Here is a 17,425-nt window from a genome sequence, read left to right on the forward strand (position 1 = left end):
CCTTCAGGCCAGTCTGGCGAGGATCTCGCCGGCGAGCGGCTCGGGCGCCGCCACCAGGTTGGGCCGCACCGGAGAAGGCTGATTATAGACGCCTTCCTTGCCGTCGAAGCCGACCACCCGCACGCCCGCCTCCGCCGCGAAGAGCTCCGCCGCCGCCAGATCCCATTCGTGGAAGGGATTGACGATCATCGCGGCGTCGAAGCGCCCGGTTCCGACCATGCAGACCCGCAGCGCCAGAGAGCCGACATAGACGGGTCTGGCGTTCAGCTTCCTTCCGTCGCGCCAGAGCCGCCAATCCGTCATGGCGCTGTTGCCGACGAAGCGCGCCGCAGAGAAATCCGGTCCGGCGGCCCGCAGGACGCGCGCCCCGTTGAGGAAGGCGCCCGCGCCCGCCCGCGCCGCGTAGAACTCGCCGCGCGCCGGAGCCCCCACCGCGCCGAGCACCACACGTCCGTCTTCGACCAGGGCCGCGCAGACGCCGAAATCCTTGTGCGCCGAGATGTAGTTGCGCGTGCCGTCGATGGGATCGACGATCCAGACCCGCCGCGCCTTGAGGCGGCTCCTGGGGTCGTCGCTCTCCTCGGACATCCAGCCGTAATCCGGCCTTGCGCCGCGCAGCCTTTCCTGCAGCACGGCGTCGGCGGCGAAATCGCCCTCCGAGACCGGGCTTCCGCCCTTGTCCCAGACCTGGGGCTCGCGGCCGAAATGGCGCATGGCGGCTTCGCCCGCCGCCTCGACGGCTTCGGTCAGCAGGGCGAAATCGGCGTCGAGATCGTCCTGTCCCTGCGGATCAAACGGCGACATGGCAGCCCTCGACGCGGAGGGTGGGGGCGTCGATGCGCCGGTCTCCGCGCAGGTCGTTCGCCAGCGTGAGGTTCATGAACATCTCCGGCAGGGCGCCTGCGATGGTGGCCTCGTCCACCGGATAGGCGATTTCGCCGTTCTCGATCCAGAATCCCGAGGCCCCGCGGCTATAGGCGCCGGTGGTCGGATTGATGCTCGCGCCGAGGAATTCCGTCACGAGGAAGCCCGACTTCACGTCGCGGATCAGATCCTCCGGCGAGAGGCTCCCCGGCGTCATCCGCACGTTGGAGGGCCCCGGCGAAGGCGAGGAGCCCGCGCCGCCCCAGGCGCAGGCGTTGCTTTCCATCCCGAGCCGACGGGCGGTCTGGGAATCGAGCAGCCAGGTCTTGAGGAATCCGTCTTCGACGAGCTTGCGCGGCGCGGTGCGGCGGCCCTCGCCGTCGGAGAGCCGCGAGCCATGGCCGCGCTTGAGCCAGGGATCGTCCGTGATCTCGAGTCCGGCGCAGAACACCCGCTCGCCGAGCTTCTCGCGCAGGAAGCTGGAGCCGCGCGCCACCGATTCCCCGTTGATCGCATTGAGCAGATGCGACACCAGCGAAGCCGAGACCCGACGCTCGAAGATCACCGGAGCGGGGCCGCCCGGCGGCTTGCGCGCCCCGACCCGTCGCGCGGCGCGTTCTCCGGCGCTGCGGGCGATCTCCTCGGGCGAGCGCAGGTCCGAACGCCAGCGCTTGTGGTCGAAATCATGGTCGCCCTTCATGCAGAGGCCCTCGCCCGCGATGGCCTGACAGCTCAGCCAGAAGGCGCTGTTGCGCCGGAGGCTCTCGTAGCCGTCGCTGAAGGCGGCGGCGTGCTCGCCGAGGGCCCAGCCCGCCGAAGAGCCTTCGCTGTTGGTCACGCCCGGAACCGAGCGCATGACCTGATCCATCTCCTCGGCGGCGCGGCGATAATCCGAGGCCGGGCCGGGCTCGGCGGAGTCGAAGAGTTCGAGGTCGGGGCCTTCGGCGGGCGGCTGGGTCTCGGCGAAGGCGCACCAGGGGTCTTCGGAGGCCTCCTTCGCCATGGCGACGGTCTGTTCCGCCAGATCCTCCATGGCCTGAGGGTCGAGGCTGGAGACGCTGGCGCAGGCCTGCCGAAGCCCGATCTGCACGCGCAGGCTCAGGTCCAGGGTTTCGGCCCTTTCGATGGAATCGAGGCGTCCCATGCGGAAAATCGCGTCGAAATGGTCGCTGCGCGAGGCGGAGGCGGAGGCGGCTTCGGCTCCGGCGCGCCGGGCGAGGCGCACCAGCTGGCGGGCGGTTTCGAGCGACATGCGTATTCTCCCTGGAAGGACCGGGCCTCACATGCGCCCTTCGGGCTCCGGAATCAAGCGCGCGAAGGCGAAAGGGCCGGAGCCTTCCGGCTCCGGCCCCCCGGGGCTCGCGGAAAGCGCGAAGCGCTTATTCGGCGGTCCAGCTCTTGACCAGCTCCTCGTAATTCACGGTGATCGGGGTCTCGTCCTCGTTCTCCAGCTTGGGCTGGGGCGCGAGATTCCCTTTCGCCACGGCGTCGGCGTGCCAATAGGCGAGGTCATGCTCTTCGGCGAGGACCGGGCCGAGGTCGCCCATCACGCCCGAACGCTGAAGGCGCTGGAGCACGGCCTCCTGTTCGGCGCAGAGCGAGTCCATGGCCGCCTGAGCGGTCTTGGCGCCCGAGGAGGCGTCGCCGATGGCCTGCCACCAGAGCTGAGCCAGACGCGGATAATCCGGCACGTTGGTTCCGGTCGGCGACCATTGCAGGCGGGCGGGCGAGCGGTAGAACTCGATCAGGCCGCCGAGTTTGGGCGCGCGCTCGTCGAAGCTGGCGTGATCCAGCGAGGACTGACGGATGAAGGTCAGGCCGACGTGGCTCTTCTTGACGTCCACGGTCTTGGAGGTGACGAACTGGGCGTAGAGCCAGGCGGCCTTGGCGCGGTCGTCGGGGGTGGACTTCATGAAGGTCCAGCTTCCGGCGTCCTGATAGCCGAGCTTCATGCCGTCCTTCCAGTAGACGCCATGGGGCGAGGGCGCCATGCGCCATTTCGGCGTGCCGTCGGCGTTGTTGATCGGCAGGCCGTCCTTGACCATGTCGGCGGTGAAGGTGGTGTACCAGAAGATCTGCTGCGCGATATGGCCTTGCGCCGGGACGGGGCCGCTCTCGGAGAAGGTCATGCCTCCGGCTTCGGGCGGGGCGTAGGCCTTCATCCAGTCGAGGTATTTCTGGATGGAGTAGACGGCGGCGGGACCGTTGGTGTCTCCGCCGCGCGCCACGCAGGAGCCCACGGGACGCGCCTTGTCGTCCACCTTGAGGCCCCATTCGTCGACGGGGAGGCCGTTGGGGATGCCCTTGTCGCCGTTGCCCGCCATGGAGAGCCAGGCGTCCGTGAAGCGCCAGCCGAGCGAGGGATCCTTCTTGCCGTAATCCATGTGGCCGTAGACCTTGCGGCCGTCGATGGTCTTGCCGGTGAAGAATTCGGCGATGTCCTCATAGGCGGCCCAGTTCACCGGAACGCCGAGGTCGTAGCCGTATTTCTCCTTGAACTCGGCCTGGAAGGCGGGGTCCGAGAACCAGTCATGACGGAACCAGTAGAGATTCGCGAATTGCTGGTCGGGCAGCTGATAGACGGCGCCGTCCGGGGCGGTGGTGAAGGAGATCCCGATGAAGTCCTGAAGATCGAGGCCCGGATTGGTGGCGGCGGCGGCGTCTCCGGCCATCCATTCGGTGAGGTTGCGCGCCTGCTGATAGCGCCAGTGGGTGCCGATCAGATCGCTGTCGTTGATGTAGCCGTCATAGAGGTTCTCGCCGGACTGCATCTGCGTCTGGAGCTTCTCGACCACGTCGCCTTCGCCGATGAGGTCATGGGTGATCTTGATGCCGGTGATCGCCGTGAAGGCGGGCGCCAGCACCTTGGATTCATATTCATGGGTCGCGATGGTCTCGGAGACGACGCGGATGTCCATGCCCGCGAAGGGCCTGGCGGCGTCGACGAACCATTGCAGTTCGGCTTCCTGCCCCGCGCGGTCGAGCGCGGAAAGCTCGCCGATCTCGGAGTCGAGGAAGGCGCGGGCGGCCTCCATGTCGGCGAAGGCCGGAGAGCCCATCGCGAAGAGGGCCAGGGCCGAAGCCGCGCCCAACAGGGAACGAGTCATGACATTCCTCCCTAAAGGATCGTCCTGTTCAGATGAAAGGCCCGGTTCTCCGGGCTCTGTGTTCGCCGCCTCGCCGGTCAGACGAAGCGGAAGACGAAAAACGCGTAGATCGCCGAGACCCCCAGCGCCTGCCAGAGGTTCGGCCCCACCAGGCCCAGCCAGGCCAGATGGATGAAGGCCGCGCCCAGCAGCGAGAGGAACAGGCGGTCTCCGCGGGTGGTCTCCAGCCCGAGGATTCCCCGTCGCGGAGAGCCCCCCGGCGAAACCCGCTCCCAGAGCGCCATGCTCAGCAGCAGAAGCGCGATGACGCAGAAGAAGATCGCGGTGGGGGTGGTCCAGGCCATCCATGAGAAGTCCACGGCGCTCCCTCCCTCAAACCCGCCCGAGGGCGAAGCCCTTGGCGATGTAGTTGCGCACGAACCAGATGACCAGGGCTCCGGGGATCAGCGTCAGCACGCCCGCGGCCGCCAGCACGCCCCAGTCCATGCCCGAAGCCGAGACGGTGCGGGTCATGGTGGCGGCGATGGGCTTGGCCTCGGTGGTGGTGAGCGTCCGGGCGAGCAGAAGCTCGACCCAGGAGAACATGAAGCAGAAGAAGGCCGTCACCCCCACGCCCGAGGCGATCAGCGGCATGAAGATCTTCACGAAGAAATGCGGGAAGCTGTAGCCGTCGATATAGGCGGTTTCGTCGATCTCGCGCGGCACGCCCGACATGAAGCCTTCGAGGATCCAGATCGCCAGAGGCACGTTGAAGAGGCAATGCGCCAGAGCCACCGCAATGTGGGTGTCGATCAGCCCGAAGGCCGAATAGAGCTGGAAGAAGGGCAGGGCGAAGACCGCCGCCGGCGCCATGCGGTTGGTCAGCAGCCAGAAGAACAGATGCTTGTCGCCGAGGAAGCGGTAGCGCGAGAAGGCGTAGGCGGCGGGCAGGGCCACCAGCAGGGAGATCGCCGTGTTCATCACGACATAGGTGATCGAGTTGAGGTAGCCCGAATACCAGGAGGGATCGGTGAAGATCACCCGGTAATTGCGCAAGGTCGGCTCGTGGGGCCAGAGCGAGAAGCTTCCCGTGATCTCGGCGTTGGTCTTGAAGCTCATGTTCGCCAGCCAGTAGATCGGCAGAAGCAGAAAGAGGATGTAGAGCGTCAGGACGAGCCAGCTCCAGCTTCTTTTTCCTTGGGTCATGCTTGCGCCCTCACTCCTGGTCATGGCGCGTCATGACGGCGTAGAACACCCATGACAGCAGCAGAATGATGAGGAAGTAGATGATCGACATGGCCGCCGCAGGCCCGAGGTCGAATTGTCCGAGCGCCATCTTCACCAGATCTATCGAGAGGAAGGTGGTGGCGTTGCCGGGGCCTCCGCCCGTGACGACGAAGGGCTCGGTGTAGATCATGAAGCTGTCCATGAAGCGCAGCAGCACCGCGATCAGCAGCACGCGCTTCATCTTGGGCAGCTGGATGTGCCGGAAGACCGCCCAGCGCGAAGCCCCGTCGATTTCGGCGGCCTGATAATAGGCGTCGGGAATCGAGACCAGCCCGGCGTAGGCCAGCAGCGCCACGAGGCTCGTCCAGTGCCAGACGTCCATGACGACCAGCGTGACCCAGGCGTCGCCGACGTTGTTGACGTAGTTGTAGTTCACGCCCAGCTCGGCCATGGCCCGCCCGAGCAGCCCGATGTCCACCCGCCCGAAGACCTGCCAGATGGTCCCGACCACGTTCCAGGGGATCAGCAGCGGCAGGGCCATCAGCACGAGGCAGACCGACAGCCAGACGCCCTTGCGCGGCATGTGCAGCGCGATGAAGACCCCGAGCGGAATCTCGATGGCGAGGATGATCCCCGAGAACAGCAGACTCCGCCAGAGCGCCGCCCAGAAGCGGTCGGAGTTCAGGATCTGCTCGTACCATTCGGTTCCGGCCCAGAAGAAGCGGTTGCCGCCGAAGGTGTCCTGAACCGAATAGTTCACCACCGTCATCAGCGGGATCACCGCCGAGAAGGCCACCAGAACCAGCGTCGGCAGGACGAGCAGCCAGGCCTTGTTGTTCCATGGCTTCATGGGATGCGCCCTCCTCCGATGCGCCAGCCCCCGGCGTAGAGGTTCAGAGCCTCCGGCGCGAAGTCGAGCCGGGGATCGGCGGGGATCTCCGCGTCTTCGCCCAGCGCGACGGCGAGGGGATGGCCGTAGAGCTCGGCGCGCAGGATCTTGCGCCGCCCGACGTCCTCCAGCCGGAGCGGGACGAGCGGCCAGCCCTCGCGCCCGACGCGCAGCATCTCGGGGCGCAGGCCGATCTCCGTGCGGGCGCCGGGAGGGATCTCCGCATGAGGCCCGAGGGGAATCCGCGCCTCGCCGAGGATCGCCTCGCCGCCCTCCACCCGGACCGGCAGGAGGTTCATCCCCGGCGAACCGATGAAATAGCCCACGAAGCTGTGTTCGGGCCGCAGGAACAGCTCCTCCGGCGTGCCCATCTGCACGATGCGCCCGTCATGCATCACGGCCACGCGGTCGGCGAAGGTGAGGGCTTCGGTCTGGTCATGGGTGACGTAGACCATGGTGAAGCCCGAACGCCGGTGCAGCGCCTTGAGCTCCGCCCTCAGACGCCATTTCATCTGCGGGTCGATGACGGTCAGAGGCTCGTCGAAGAGGATGGCGTTGACGTCCGGCCGCGCCAGACCCCGCCCCAGAGAGATCTTCTGCTTCTGGTCGGCGGTGAGGCCTCGCGCGCGGCGGTCGGCCATGCCTTCGAGGTCGATCAGCCGCAGGATCTCGGCCACGCGGGCCTCCGTCTCGGCGCGCGGGAAGCCGCGGTTGCGCAGAGGAAAGGCGATGTTCTCGCGCAGGGTCATGCCGTCATAGACCACGGGAAACTGAAACACCTGCGCGATGTTGCGTTTGCCGGTGGGCAGGTCGGTCATGTCCTGATCGTCGAAGAGGATCCGCCCCTCCGAGGGCCGCAGCAGCCCCGAGATGATGTTGAGCAGGGTGGTCTTGCCGCAGCCCGAAGGCCCGAGCAGCGCATAGGCGCCGCCGTCGCTCCAGACGGCGTGGACCTCCTTGAGGGCGTAATCCGACTCCTGACGGGGCGTCCCGTAGGCGTGGCGCACATGATCGAGCGTGATGCGGGCCATGGCCTATCCTCCCCGAACCAGGCTTTGCGCCGAAGTCTCCGCCGCAGCGACGGCGCGGCCTTGCGCGTCGAAGGCCATGAGCCGCGCCGGATCGAGAAAGCCCGCGAGCGGCGTCCCGGGGGCGATCTCGTGCACCCCCGGCGCGAGCAGGGCCCAGCGCTGGAGGCCGCGCTCCACATGGATGAAGGTTTCGGAGCCCGCGATCTCGGCGAGATCCACCGTGGTTTCGAGCCGCAGATCCTGCGGGCCCTTCGGCGCGAGGGTCAGGTGATGCGGATGGAAGGCCAGCCGACAGGGCCCGTCCGGCGCGGCGGAGAGATGCGGCGGAACCGGGCTGAAGGCCGCCTCGCCTTCGAGGAGCAGGCCGCCTTCCTTGCGGGCCTCCAGCATGTTGAGCGGCGGATCGGCGAAGGCGCGGGCCACGGTCAGATCCCGGGGACGGCGCCAGACCTCCATGGTCGGGCCGAACTGCGCGAGCCGCCCTTCATGGAGCACCGCCGTCGCGCCGCCCAGAAGCAGGGCTTCGGCGGGCTCGGTGGTGGCGTAGACGAAGATCGCCCCGGAGGCGGCGAAGATCTTCGGCAATTCCTCGCGCAGCTCCTCGCGCAGCTTGTAGTCGAGATTGGCCAGCGGCTCGTCGAGCAGCACGAGGTCCGCGCCCTTCACCACCGCCCGGGCGATCGCGGTGCGCTGCTGCTGTCCGCCGGAGAGCTCCAGCGGCTTGCGGGAGAGATAGGGCGTGAGCCGCAGCAGATCGGCGGCCTTGCGGACTTCGGCCTCGATCTCCGCGCGCGGGCGCCCCTGGAGCTTCAGCGGCGAGGCGATGTTGTCGTAGACGCTCATCGCCGGGTAGTTGACGAATTGCTGATAGACCATCGCGATGTCGCGCTTGCGCACCGGAACGCCCGTGACGTCCTTTCCGTCGAACCAGACCGAGCCCGAAGTCGGGCGGTCCAGCCCCGCCATGAGCCGCATCAGCGAGGTCTTGCCCGAGAGCGCCGCCCCCAGCAGCACGTTCAGCGACCCCCGCTCCAGCTTGAGGCTGAGCGGATGGATATGCGTCTCGCCGCCGACCGTCCTTGCGGCCTCGCGCAGCTCAAGCATGGCCGGGCCTCCCTGATCCTGGTTCGCTTCCTCCGCCCGCGCCCTCTTCGGGGCTGTCGGGCCTTCGTCGTCTCGCTCCGCCGCGCCGGGCTGCGGCTCAGGGGGCTGCGCGTCGCGCCTCCGCCATGGCCTTCTCCAGCTCTTCGGCCTCCTGCGCCGTGAAGCGCAGCCCGAGCTTGCTGCGTCGCCAGAGGACGTCCTCGGCGGTGAAGGCCCATTCGCGCGTCATCATCCAGCGCAGCTCCGCTTCGTGGAGATCCGCGCCGAAGCGCCGTCCGAGCCCCTCCGCCGTGTAGACGCCTTCGAGCATCCGGTAGGAATCGAGCCCGTAAAGCCGCATGAGCCGCTCCGCCAGAGCCTCGCCGAGGAAGGGCCTGGCGCGCAAGAGCTTCGCCGTCTCCTCCGCGAGTCCCCGGACCGGGAAATCGCCGCCGGGCAGATGGGACCAGGCCGTCCAGGGCCCCGCCTTCGGCCCGATGGCCTGGCCGATCTTCTCCAGCGCGCTTTCCGCGAGGCGCCGGTAGGTGGTCAGCTTGCCGCCGAAGACGTCGAGCAGCGGCGCTTCTCCGGCGGGGGCTTCGAGGTTCAGCACGTAGTCGCGGGTGGCCTCCTGAGCCTTGCCCGCGCCGTCGTCGTAGAGCGGGCGCACGGCGGCGTAGCTCCACACCACGTCCGCGCGGCCGATGGGCTCGCGGAGGTAGGCGTTGGCCATCTCGATGAGGTAATCCGTCTCGGCGGGCGTGATCTGCGCGCGGGAGGGATCGCCGGTGAAATCCTGATCGGTGGTGCCGATCAGCGTGAAGTCCCGCTCGTAGGGGATCGCGAAGAGGATCCGGCCGTCCGGGTTCTGGAAGAAGAAGGCGCGCTCGCCGGGGAAGCGCCGCCGCGTGACGATGTGGGACCCCTGCACCAGCCGCACATGACGCGCCTCCCGACGGCCCAGAGCCTCGCGCAGCACGATGTCGGCCCATGGGCCCGCCGCGTTGACGAGCATCCGCGCCCGACGGATCATCTGCGCGCCCTCGCGCTCGACGTCGATCCGCCAGAGCCCGCCCTCGCGCCGCGCCGAGACCACCTTCGCCCGCGTGAGGATCTCGGCGCCCTTGTCGGCGGCGTCGCGGGCGTTGAGCAGGGTGAGGCGGGCGTCGTCGACCCATCCGTCGGAATATTCGTAGGCCCGCCCGAATTCCGGCTTGAGCGCCGCCCCGAGCGGATCCTTGCGCAGATCCACCGGACTGGTGGCCGGCAGCAGCTTGCGCCCCCCGAGGTTGTCGTAGAGGAACAGGCCCGCGCGGATCATCCAGGCGGGGCGGGGGCCGCCCTTCTCCATGGGCAGCACGAAGCGCATCGGCCGGATGAGGTTCGGCGTCATGGCCCAGAGCGTCTCGCGCTCCCGGAGCGCCTCGCGCACGAGCCGGAATTCGTAATGCTCCAGATAGCGCAGGCCGCCGTGGATCAGCTTGGTCGCGCCCGAGGAGGTTCCGGAGGCCAGATCCCCCATCTCCGCCAGCCCGACGCGATAGCCCCGGCCCACGGCGTCGCGGGCGACGCCGCAGCCGTTGATTCCGCCGCCGATCACGAAAAGGTCGAGGACGTCCTCTTGCGCCACGCGGACCCCCAGGGTTTCAGGAGACTGGTCGAAACGAAACCCGTTCAGGATGAACCGCATCCGAAACGCGTGTCAAACGAAACTTTCCGCGCTTTCGGGTCTCAGCCTCCGGTTTCGATGAGCCGCACGTCCTCGCGCAGGCAGAGCGCGCGGATGGAGTCGGGCGCGGGGCGGTCGGTGACGAAGCTGTGGACCTGCGTCAGACGCCCGATGCGCACCGGAGCGGCGCGCTCGAACTTGGTCGAATCGGCCACGAGAATCACATGCCGGGCGTTGGCGATGATGGCTTGCGAGACCTTCACCTCCCGGAAGTCGTAGTCGAGCAGGGCGCCGTCCTCGTCGATGGCCGAGGCGCCGATCACGGCGAAATCGACCTTGAACTGCCGGATGAAGTCCACGGCGGCCTCTCCGACGATCCCGCCGTCAGAGCCGCGCACCAGGCCCCCCGCGATGACGACCTGAATCCGGGGGGCGGTCCTCAGGCGGTTGGCGACGTGGATGTTGTTGGTGACGACCATCAGATCCTTGTGGTCGAGCAGCGCCTCGCCGACGGCCTCGGTGGTGGTGCCGATGTTGACGAAGAGAGAGGCGTCGTCGGGAATGAGCCGCGCCGCCGCCCGGCCTATGGCCTGCTTGCCTGCGGCGGCGATCTTGCGCCGGGCTTCATGCTCGACGTTCTCGTTGCCGCCGGGCAGCAGGGCGCCGCCATGGATGCGCGTGAGGGCGCGGGAGTCGCAGAGATCGTTGAGATCCTTGCGGATGGTCTGGGGGCTCACGGCGAAGCGCCGCGCGAGCTCCTCCACCTCCACCCGGCCGCGGAGTCTGGCCAGGTCGAGGATCTCGGTCTGACGGATCGTCATGGGGTTCAAGGGCGGCCTCGCGCTGGGAGGGCTCGGGAGAATCGCGAAAGGGAGACGCAAGCGGATCGAGAGCGATCCGGCGGGAAAATCTGCGCTCCGCCTCCGGCTTTGTAAAGCGCGCCCGGAGCGTGACGGATCAGGGGGGCTTCAGGCGTAGCCCATCCATCCCCGGAAGCTCAGCCCCGCGTAGAAGAGCGCGACTCCCGAGAAGCCGGCCGCGCGCAGCAGGGCTTCGTCCTCCTCGGGCGAGAGGACGCAGAGCCGCGAGGCGATGGCGCGTCTGGCCTCCGCGGCTCTTGCGGGATCGCCGCCCGCGAAGGCGACGTGGCGGGCGATCCACAGCGATCTCTCGGGCTCGTCCTGCGGGAAGCTGACATGCGCGACGACGAAAGGCGCTCCCGGCTTCAGGCGTCTGCGGATCTCGCGGAGCGTCGTCAGGCGCTGGTCCTGCGGCACGAAATGCAGCGTCAGCAGGCAGACGGCGCCGTCGAAGGGGCCTTCGGGCGCGTCCTCCACATAGCCGCGGCGCAGGCGCGCGCGGGCGAGGTGCGGGCCGATGATCCGTTCCGCCGTCTCCAGCATCTCGGCGGAGGGGTCCACGCCGTCGAAGCTCCAGCGCGGGTGATCCTCGGCCAGAGCCCGGATCTCCAGCCCGCCGCCCGCGCCGACGACCAGAAGCCGCCCCTCCTCGGGAACGCGCTCCGCCAGCAGCAGCGAGGTCATGCGGTGCAGCCCCGCGAAGCCGGGGACCTGCCTGGGCGGTCCTTCGGCGTAGGCGCGGGCGTGGTCGGCCTTGAAGGCCTCGGCTCCGGGAGGCGGAGGGGGATCGTCCTGGGTCATGAATCTTCGTGGCGCCCGGCCTCCTGCGCCGTCAAGCCCCGATCCGCTTGCGCGCGGGCGGCGAAAGGCTTATTTCTGGGGACATGACCGCCTTGCGCCCCCTCTCGTCGAGTTTCGCCGTCCGGAGCTACCTCCGGCGCGGCTACGCCTATGCGCGGTTCGACGACCGGGCGCGCGTCTTCTGGCGTTTCTTCGGGCCTTTCGCGGCCTCGGACCGACTTCCGACCCCCTTCTGACGGTTCGCCAAAAAGTCAGCCCCGGCGCGCCTTCGCGCCGCCCGTCTTTCAGGAATTCCTCCATGTCCGACACCCAAAAGGCCCAGGGCCCCCGCACGCTCTATGACAAGATCTGGGACGATCACGTCATCCACCGGCAGGAAGACGGCACCTGTCTGCTCTACATCGACCGCCATCTGGTCCATGAAGTGACCAGCCCTCAGGCCTTCGAGGGCCTGCGGGCCTCGGGCCGCAAGGTGCGCCGTCCGGAGGCGACTCTGGCGGTGCCCGACCACAACGTCCCCACCGCCGACCGCCGTCTGGGCATCGCCGACCCCGAGTCGCGCCTCCAGGTCGAGACCCTCCGCGAGAACGCCGCCGAATTCGGCGTCGAGATCTTCGACGTGCTCGACAAGCGTCAGGGCATCGTGCACGTGATCGGCCCCGAGCAGGGCTTCACCCAGCCCGGCATGACCATCGTCTGCGGCGACAGCCACACCGCCACCCATGGCGCCTTCGGGGCTCTGGCCCATGGCATCGGCACCTCCGAGGTGGAGCATGTGCTCGCCACCCAGACGCTGATCCAGAAGAAATCGAAGAACATGCTCGTGCGCGTCGACGGGACGCTCGGCGCGGGCGTCACGGCCAAGGACGTGACCCTCTCGATCATCGGCCACACCGGCACGGCGGGCGGCACGGGCCACGTCATCGAATACGCCGGAGAGGCGATCCGGGGTCTGTCGCTCGAAGGGCGCATGACGGTCTGCAACATGGCCATCGAGGGCGGCGCGCGGGCGGGCCTCGTGGCGCCGGACGAAAAGACCTTCGCCTATGTCGAGGGCCGCCGCATGGCGCCTCAGGGCGAGGCCTGGGAGCGCGCCGTGGCCTATTGGCGGACCCTCTTCAGCGACGAGGGCGCCCGTTACGACCGCACCGTGATCCTCGACGGCTCGGCCATCGCGCCGGTGGTGACCTGGGGCACCAGCCCCGAAGACGTCCTGCCGATCACGGCCCTCGTGCCGAACCCCGAGGACTTCGAGGACGAGCACAAGCGCGCCGCCGCGCGCCGCTCGCTGGACTACATGGGCCTGACGCCGGGCGTGCGTCTGGAGGACGTCGCCATAGACGCGGTGTTCATCGGCAGCTGCACCAACAGCCGCATCGAGGATCTGCGCGAGGTGGCGCGCATCGTCGGCGACCGCAAGATCAAGGCGGGTCTGCGGGCGATGATCGTTCCAGGCTCGGGCCTCGTCAGCGAGCAGGCCGAGCGCGAGGGCGTCGCGGACATCCTGCGCGCGGCGGGCTTCGACTGGCGCGAGCCGGGCTGCTCCATGTGCCTCGCGATGAACGCCGACAAGCTCCAGCCGGGCGAGCGCTGCGCCTCGACCTCGAACCGCAATTTCGAGGGCCGTCAGGGCCGCGGCGGCCGCACCCATCTGATGAGCCCCGCCATGGCCGCCGCCGCCGCCCTGACCGGCCGCCTCACCGACGTGCGCCAGATCGCCTGACCCCGGCTCTCCCGGGTCTCCGCCCGGCCTTCCCCGACGCCGCGCCCTGAACAGGCGCGGCGTTTCGCGTTTCCGCGGACCTATCCTTTCGGACAGGCATGATTCGTGGGGCGATTCCCGCGACGTGCGAGGCTTTCCCGATTCGCTCAGAAGGCGTATGTTGTACGCCAACAGCTCAACCGCCGCGAACTCGCATGGGGAGGAGCGCGGCCTCCGGAGACTCGCACCGATGGAGACATGCAGATTCAGCCGTCCGGGCCTTCCCCAGCTCCTGCGCGCCGCGCCGCGCGACGGGAGCGGCGATTCCCCTGACGACGACCTTCCTCCCAGGAGGCCGGGGACGTCCTCCGTCTCTCCCTCCAACCCCTTTCCGCCCGGCGACCACCGGCGGGACTGCTTCTGGATGCTCGGCGTCATCACCTCCTGGAGTCTGGCGGTCCGGAAGGCGGAGATCGTCCCTTCCGGCACCCGCGCCAAGGAGCGTCGCGATTTCAAGCAGATCTCGCGCGAGGACATGATGGCGATGATGACCCTCCTCGCCTATTCCTGGGATCCGCGCAACCGCTTCGACGCCCCCCCGGACGCCGCCTGCTTCAGCCTGAACTCCCTCGCGACCATCATGGACGCGCCGCGCGTGCCTGCGATGTCCAACACCCTGCGTCAGGTGCTGTTGCCCGCCGCCCTGCGCTGCGATCTCGTCTGCGGCTTCCAGCCGGGCGATTGCGCATGGGAGAACGATCTGGAGAAACGCGGCACCTTGCGTCACAAGATCCACATCAGCGAAAAGGGACTGGCGCTGGTGCGTGTGTTTCTGGATATCGCCAATCAGTCCATGGGAGAATGAGATGAGCAAACTCACAGGGCTACTCGGCTGCGGCTGTCTGGGCCTGGCTTCTCTGTTGCTCTTCGCCCCGCCCGCCGCCGCCGCGAGGTCAGCCCGGCCCGTCGCGGCTCCGGCGGTCGCGGCGCCGGAAGGCTTCGAGATCGCCTTCGACATGGAGAGCGTCAGGCTCTATCGGGACAAGGTCGCCTCCGAGGCCGCCGCCGCCCAGAGTCAGCAGCCCGTGAAGTGACGCGGGAGGCCGAAAGATAATCCCTGTCGAACGCTTCGCGCCGAGCCCCACGGGCCCGGCGCATCTCGGCCACGCCTATTCGGCGCTGCGCGGCTTCGAGGCCGCGCGGGCGGCGAAGGGGCGTTTCCTGCTGCGCATGGAGGATCTCGATTCCACGCGCTCCCGGCCGCTCTGGGAGGCGGCGCTCTGCGAGGATCTCGCCTGGCTCGGCCTGAGCTGGGAGACGCCGGTCCTCCGGCAGTCGACCCGGGGGGCGGCCTATGGCGCGGCTCTGGAGGGCTTGCGCCGACGCGGCCTGATCTATCCCTGTCTCTGCACGCGCCGCGACGTGGCGGAGGCGCTGTCGGCGCCTCAGGAGACGGCCGCCGCCCTCGGGAGGTCCGCCGCCGAGGCGACGGGTCCGGATGGTCCGGCCTATCCGGGAACCTGCCGCCTGCATCCGCCGGATCCGGCGCGTCTGGCCCGGGCGCCCTACGCCCTGAGGCTGGACATGCGCCGCGCCGTCGCGGCGCTGGAGGGCGAGGCGCTGGAGTTCGTCGAGCTGGAGGAGGGGCCCCGGGGCGAGACGGGCCTCATCCGCGTCGATCCCGCATGGCTGGTCGAAGGCTGCGGCGACGTGGCGCTCGCCCGCAAGGACGCTCCGGCGAGCTATCATCTGGCGGTGGTCGTGGACGACGCCTTCCAGGGCGTGACCCATGTCACGCGCGGGCGCGACCTCTTCGCCGCGACGCCGATCCACCGGCTGCTTCAGGCGCTGCTCGGCCTGCCTCGACCGCTCTACCGGCATCACCGGCTGATCCGGGACGACAGAGGTCGCCGTCTCGCCAAGCGGGACGGCGACCGGAGCCTGGCGGCTCTGCGCGCGGAGGGCTGGTCTCCCGGGGACGTGCGCCGGGCGGTGGGGATGACCTGAGGGAAAGGTCGGCCCGGACGAAGGGAGGGCCGCCGCGCTTCGGAGCGCCCGAGGGAAAGGCGCCCCGAATTCCGGGAAAGACTTCGGGAAGTCCGGGGCGTCAGCGCGCCATGCGGCAGACGTTCACCGACTGCCAGACCGGGATTCCGTAACGCTGGAGATCCTCGACGCAGCGCACCGGACGATCGCTCCAGGGGTTCTGCTGACAGAGCTGCTGCGCCTCGTTCCACTGGAAGACGACGTGGCTGCGCTGGGCCGCGCTCTGGCATCCGCCGCCGCCGGGCGGCACGATGATGCGCGGCTGAGCGCCGCCGGGGCCGGGGAAGCCTCCGCCGGGGAAGCCGGGGCCGGGTCCGCCCCAGGGCTGGGCCAGGGCCGGGGAGGTCAGGGCGGCCGCGGCGAGGCCGAAGGCGCAAAGGGCGGATTTCAGGACTTGGTTCATGGGGGTCTCCTCCTCGTTCGCCGGCTTTTCCGATCCGGGCTCCGCATCAGGGCGAGGCGTCAGGGTTGCGACGTTCGCCGGAGATCAACCTGACGCGCGAGTGAGCCCGCATCTGGGCTCAATCAAGGAATTTTCGGACCAAGTAAGGTTTTTGAAAGGCGATCAAGGCCGCAAGGCCGCAATTCCTCCGGAGGCCGCAGATCAGGAGGCGGCTCCGGATTCCTCCTCGCGCCAGGCCAGAAGCCGCCGCAAGGCCACGCCGGGCCCCACGCAGATCAGGGCGGGGGGCTCGATTCCCGCCTGGGCGGCCTCTTCGGCGGCGCGCGCGAGGGTGGTCTCCAGCACCCGCTGACCGGGCAGCGTGGCGTTCGAGACGATGGCCACCAGCTCCTCGGGCGGGCGTCCGGCCGCGATCAGCGCGGCGGAGATCTCGGGCAGATGGCCGAGCCCCATGTAGATCACCAGCATGGGCGCCCCCCGCGAGAGCGCCGCCCAGTCGATGGCGGGAGTCTCGCCGCTCTGGTCGTGGCCGGTGAAGAAGGCGAGCGAGGCGTTGATCCCGCGATGGGTGGCGGGAATCCCGGCGTAGGCCAGTCCGGCCACGCCCGCCGTGATTCCGGGCGTCACGCGGAAGGGGATCCCCGCCGCCGCCAGAGCCAGGGCCTCTTCGCCGCCGCGCCCGAAGACGAAGGGGTCTCCGCCCTTGAGCCGCAGCACCCTCAGGCCCCGGCGGGCCAGCTCGATCAGCTTCAGCGAGATGTCCGCCTGTTTCGCCGAGGGCCGGCCGCCGCGCTTGCCCGCCTCGACGGATTCGGCGTCGGGGCGGCGCAGCGCCAGGATGCGCGGATCCACGAGGGCGTCATGGACCACCACGTCGGCCTGACGGAGCGCGTTCAGCGCATGGAGCGTCAGCAGGCCGGGGTCTCCCGGACCCGCCCCCACCAGCCAGACCGAGCCGGGCCTGAACTCCGGCCAGGGCGCGCCTTCGATCTCGGGAAGCTCCTTCTCCGGAAAGCGGGTCACGGGGCTTCGGCCTCGGGCGGAGGAATCAGCCTCTGCGGGTTCGCCTCGCCGTCATAGGAGGCGTCGAGCTGATATTCCTTCAGCTCATAGCCGCCGTCGAAGGACGTCTCGGGATCGTCGACGTAGCGCCAGACGGCGGAGCTGGAGGCGTCGGAGATCCCCCGCCAGCGCGAGAACTCCGAGATCTCGGCGGTCTCCGGATCGAAGGCGGCGTTGACGATCTCGCGCTTGAGCTGAAGCCCCACGATCCGCACCCCGAGGACCGCGCCTTCGAAATCGTCGTTTTCGTAATCCACGTCGACGAGGGGCGCGGGGAACTGCAGCAGATCGAAGCGCGAGCCGTCCGCCTTGCCCGCGATGAAGACATGGGTCTCGTTATAGGCCGCCCGGTTGCACAGGAACTGGAAGAGCAGGTCGCGTTCTCCGGTCTCCGGATGAGGCGGCAGGGCGTAGATCCGGGGGGCGAGGTCCTCTTCGTCGATCCAGTCGAGGGCGCGGATGCAATGGGAGTCTCCGGCGGCGGCCTCGAAGACCTCCACCGCCCTGAGCGTCGCGACCGGATCCGCCTCGACCTGCGGCGGGAGGGCGGGCGCCTCCTCCAGATCCTCCGGGGCCTCGACGACGGCCCCGGCTTCGACCTCAGCTTCCTGGGCCTTCAGCGGCGCGGCCCAGACCAGAGCGAGGACGCAGAAGGCTCCGCCCAGACGGGCGGGGCGGCGAGAGGCGAGGGCGGCCATGCAG

The 17,425-nt window shown here is 69.0% G+C and carries 19 protein-coding genes; 5 read left to right on the plus strand and 14 right to left on the minus strand.

The features are described 5' to 3' along the window. Positions 1–3: 3 nt before the first annotated feature. The 11 genes from PHN62_RS05430 to PHN62_RS05480 all read right to left on the minus strand — a co-directional run bounded on the left by PHN62_RS05430 (position 4) and on the right by PHN62_RS05480 (position 11,510). The gene (locus tag PHN62_RS05430; protein WP_300147416.1) at positions 4–804 is read right to left on the minus strand and encodes a 3'(2'),5'-bisphosphate nucleotidase CysQ; all 801 of its coding nucleotides are present in this window, start codon (positions 802–804) and stop codon (positions 4–6) included. Next, positions 791–2,116 (minus strand): metallopeptidase TldD-related protein, encoded by a 1,326-nt coding sequence (locus PHN62_RS05435; RefSeq protein WP_300147419.1) that lies wholly within the window; start codon positions 2,114–2,116, stop codon positions 791–793. Before PHN62_RS05435 ends, PHN62_RS05430 begins: the two co-directional genes overlap by 14 nt. Before the next feature lie 127 nt (positions 2,117–2,243). Further along, positions 2,244–3,971 carry an ABC transporter substrate-binding protein gene (locus tag PHN62_RS05440; RefSeq protein ID WP_300147422.1) on the minus strand — a complete coding sequence of 576 codons (1,728 nt, stop codon included), beginning with the start codon at positions 3,969–3,971 and terminating at the stop codon, positions 2,244–2,246. Positions 3,972–4,048: 77 nt separating this feature from the next. Further along, entirely contained in the window at positions 4,049–4,315 is a 267-nt protein-coding gene (locus PHN62_RS05445) for a DUF2160 domain-containing protein (RefSeq protein ID WP_300147617.1), read from the minus strand. A gap of 28 nt (positions 4,316–4,343) precedes the next feature. Next, the gene (locus PHN62_RS05450) at positions 4,344–5,156 is read right to left on the minus strand and encodes a carbohydrate ABC transporter permease (RefSeq protein ID WP_300147425.1); all 813 of its coding nucleotides are present in this window, start codon (positions 5,154–5,156) and stop codon (positions 4,344–4,346) included. Positions 5,157–5,166: 10 nt separating this feature from the next. Next, positions 5,167–6,027 (minus strand): carbohydrate ABC transporter permease, encoded by an 861-nt coding sequence (locus PHN62_RS05455; protein WP_300147427.1) that lies wholly within the window; start codon positions 6,025–6,027, stop codon positions 5,167–5,169. After that, on the minus strand, positions 6,024–7,097 hold the full coding sequence (locus PHN62_RS05460; protein ID WP_300147429.1) for an ABC transporter ATP-binding protein: 1,074 nt from the start codon (positions 7,095–7,097) through the stop codon (positions 6,024–6,026). Before PHN62_RS05460 ends, PHN62_RS05455 begins: the two co-directional genes overlap by 4 nt. Positions 7,098–7,100: 3 nt before the next feature. Continuing rightward, entirely contained in the window at positions 7,101–8,201 is a 1,101-nt protein-coding gene (locus PHN62_RS05465; protein ID WP_300147433.1) for an ABC transporter ATP-binding protein, read from the minus strand. 97 nt (positions 8,202–8,298) lie between these two features. Then, on the minus strand, positions 8,299–9,870 hold the full coding sequence (gene glpD, locus PHN62_RS05470) for a glycerol-3-phosphate dehydrogenase (protein WP_300147436.1): 1,572 nt from the start codon (positions 9,868–9,870) through the stop codon (positions 8,299–8,301). 41 nt (positions 9,871–9,911) lie between these two features. Further along, entirely contained in the window at positions 9,912–10,670 is a 759-nt protein-coding gene (locus PHN62_RS05475) for a DeoR/GlpR family DNA-binding transcription regulator (RefSeq protein ID WP_300147619.1), read from the minus strand. 147 nt (positions 10,671–10,817) lie between these two features. Next, a complete protein-coding gene (locus PHN62_RS05480; RefSeq protein WP_300147439.1) occupies positions 10,818–11,510 on the minus strand; it encodes a class I SAM-dependent methyltransferase in 693 nt (230 codons plus the stop codon). Between the two features lie 83 nt (positions 11,511–11,593). Here PHN62_RS05480 and PHN62_RS05485 point away from each other — a divergent pair, with 83 nt between their 5' ends. The 5 genes from PHN62_RS05485 to gluQRS all read left to right on the plus strand — a co-directional run bounded on the left by PHN62_RS05485 (position 11,594) and on the right by gluQRS (position 15,219). Continuing rightward, on the plus strand, positions 11,594–11,746 hold the full coding sequence (locus tag PHN62_RS05485; RefSeq protein ID WP_300147441.1) for a hypothetical protein: 153 nt from the start codon (positions 11,594–11,596) through the stop codon (positions 11,744–11,746). Between the two features lie 62 nt (positions 11,747–11,808). Then, complete coding sequence (gene leuC, locus PHN62_RS05490; protein WP_300147444.1) at positions 11,809–13,233, plus strand: 3-isopropylmalate dehydratase large subunit; 1,425 nt, start codon at positions 11,809–11,811, stop codon at positions 13,231–13,233. 229 nt (positions 13,234–13,462) lie between these two features. Next, positions 13,463–14,077, plus strand: coding sequence for a hypothetical protein (locus PHN62_RS05495; RefSeq protein WP_300147447.1), 615 nt, complete (start codon positions 13,463–13,465; stop codon positions 14,075–14,077). A 1-nt stretch (position 14,078) separates the two neighbouring features. Then, positions 14,079–14,306, plus strand: coding sequence for a hypothetical protein (locus PHN62_RS05500; RefSeq protein ID WP_300147450.1), 228 nt, complete (start codon positions 14,079–14,081; stop codon positions 14,304–14,306). Between the two features lie 19 nt (positions 14,307–14,325). Next, positions 14,326–15,219 (plus strand): tRNA glutamyl-Q(34) synthetase GluQRS, encoded by an 894-nt coding sequence (gene gluQRS / locus PHN62_RS05505; protein ID WP_300147621.1) that lies wholly within the window; start codon positions 14,326–14,328, stop codon positions 15,217–15,219. Between the two features lie 100 nt (positions 15,220–15,319). On the opposite strand, the gene PHN62_RS05510 is transcribed toward gluQRS, so the two are convergent. From PHN62_RS05510 to PHN62_RS05520, 3 genes are all read right to left on the minus strand, one after another. Further along, complete coding sequence (locus PHN62_RS05510; RefSeq protein WP_300147453.1) at positions 15,320–15,661, minus strand: hypothetical protein; 342 nt, start codon at positions 15,659–15,661, stop codon at positions 15,320–15,322. A 201-nt stretch (positions 15,662–15,862) separates the two neighbouring features. Then, positions 15,863–16,684, minus strand: coding sequence for a uroporphyrinogen-III C-methyltransferase (cobA, locus tag PHN62_RS05515; RefSeq protein WP_300147456.1), 822 nt, complete (start codon positions 16,682–16,684; stop codon positions 15,863–15,865). Continuing rightward, positions 16,681–17,421 (minus strand): hypothetical protein, encoded by a 741-nt coding sequence (locus PHN62_RS05520; RefSeq protein ID WP_300147459.1) that lies wholly within the window; start codon positions 17,419–17,421, stop codon positions 16,681–16,683. The genes cobA and PHN62_RS05520 overlap by 4 nt, the downstream gene beginning before the upstream one ends. Positions 17,422–17,425: the final 4 nt, after the last annotated feature.

The organism is Neomegalonema sp. (assembly GCF_028688855.1).
In the GTDB taxonomy this organism is placed as follows: Bacteria; Pseudomonadota; Alphaproteobacteria; order Rhodobacterales; family Rhodobacteraceae; genus Neomegalonema.

Bases quoted from the DNA above. Each gene is read 5' to 3' on its own strand.
- PHN62_RS05430 (WP_300147416.1), bottom strand. From the start codon at position 804: ATGTCGCCGTTTGATCCGCAGGGACAGGACGATCTCGACGCCGATTTC.
- PHN62_RS05435 (WP_300147419.1), bottom strand. From the start codon at position 2,116: ATGTCGCTCGAAACCGCCCGCCAGCTGGTGCGCCTCGCCCGGCGCGCC.
- PHN62_RS05440 (WP_300147422.1), bottom strand. From the start codon at position 3,971: ATGACTCGTTCCCTGTTGGGCGCGGCTTCGGCCCTGGCCCTCTTCGCG.
- PHN62_RS05445 (WP_300147617.1), bottom strand. From the start codon at position 4,315: ATGGCCTGGACCACCCCCACCGCGATCTTCTTCTGCGTCATCGCGCTT.
- PHN62_RS05450 (WP_300147425.1), bottom strand. From the start codon at position 5,156: ATGACCCAAGGAAAAAGAAGCTGGAGCTGGCTCGTCCTGACGCTCTAC.
- PHN62_RS05455 (WP_300147427.1), bottom strand. From the start codon at position 6,027: ATGAAGCCATGGAACAACAAGGCCTGGCTGCTCGTCCTGCCGACGCTG.
- PHN62_RS05460 (WP_300147429.1), bottom strand. From the start codon at position 7,097: ATGGCCCGCATCACGCTCGATCATGTGCGCCACGCCTACGGGACGCCC.
- PHN62_RS05465 (WP_300147433.1), bottom strand. From the start codon at position 8,201: ATGCTTGAGCTGCGCGAGGCCGCAAGGACGGTCGGCGGCGAGACGCAT.
- glpD (WP_300147436.1), bottom strand. From the start codon at position 9,870: ATGCGGTTCATCCTGAACGGGTTTCGTTTCGACCAGTCTCCTGAAACC.
- PHN62_RS05475 (WP_300147619.1), bottom strand. From the start codon at position 10,670: ATGACGATCCGTCAGACCGAGATCCTCGACCTGGCCAGACTCCGCGGC.
- PHN62_RS05480 (WP_300147439.1), bottom strand. From the start codon at position 11,510: ATGACCCAGGACGATCCCCCTCCGCCTCCCGGAGCCGAGGCCTTCAAG.
- PHN62_RS05485 (WP_300147441.1), top strand. From the start codon at position 11,594: ATGACCGCCTTGCGCCCCCTCTCGTCGAGTTTCGCCGTCCGGAGCTAC.
- leuC (WP_300147444.1), top strand. From the start codon at position 11,809: ATGTCCGACACCCAAAAGGCCCAGGGCCCCCGCACGCTCTATGACAAG.
- PHN62_RS05495 (WP_300147447.1), top strand. From the start codon at position 13,463: ATGGAGACATGCAGATTCAGCCGTCCGGGCCTTCCCCAGCTCCTGCGC.
- PHN62_RS05500 (WP_300147450.1), top strand. From the start codon at position 14,079: ATGAGCAAACTCACAGGGCTACTCGGCTGCGGCTGTCTGGGCCTGGCT.
- PHN62_RS05510 (WP_300147453.1), bottom strand. From the start codon at position 15,661: ATGAACCAAGTCCTGAAATCCGCCCTTTGCGCCTTCGGCCTCGCCGCG.
- PHN62_RS05520 (WP_300147459.1), bottom strand. From the start codon at position 17,421: ATGGCCGCCCTCGCCTCTCGCCGCCCCGCCCGTCTGGGCGGAGCCTTC.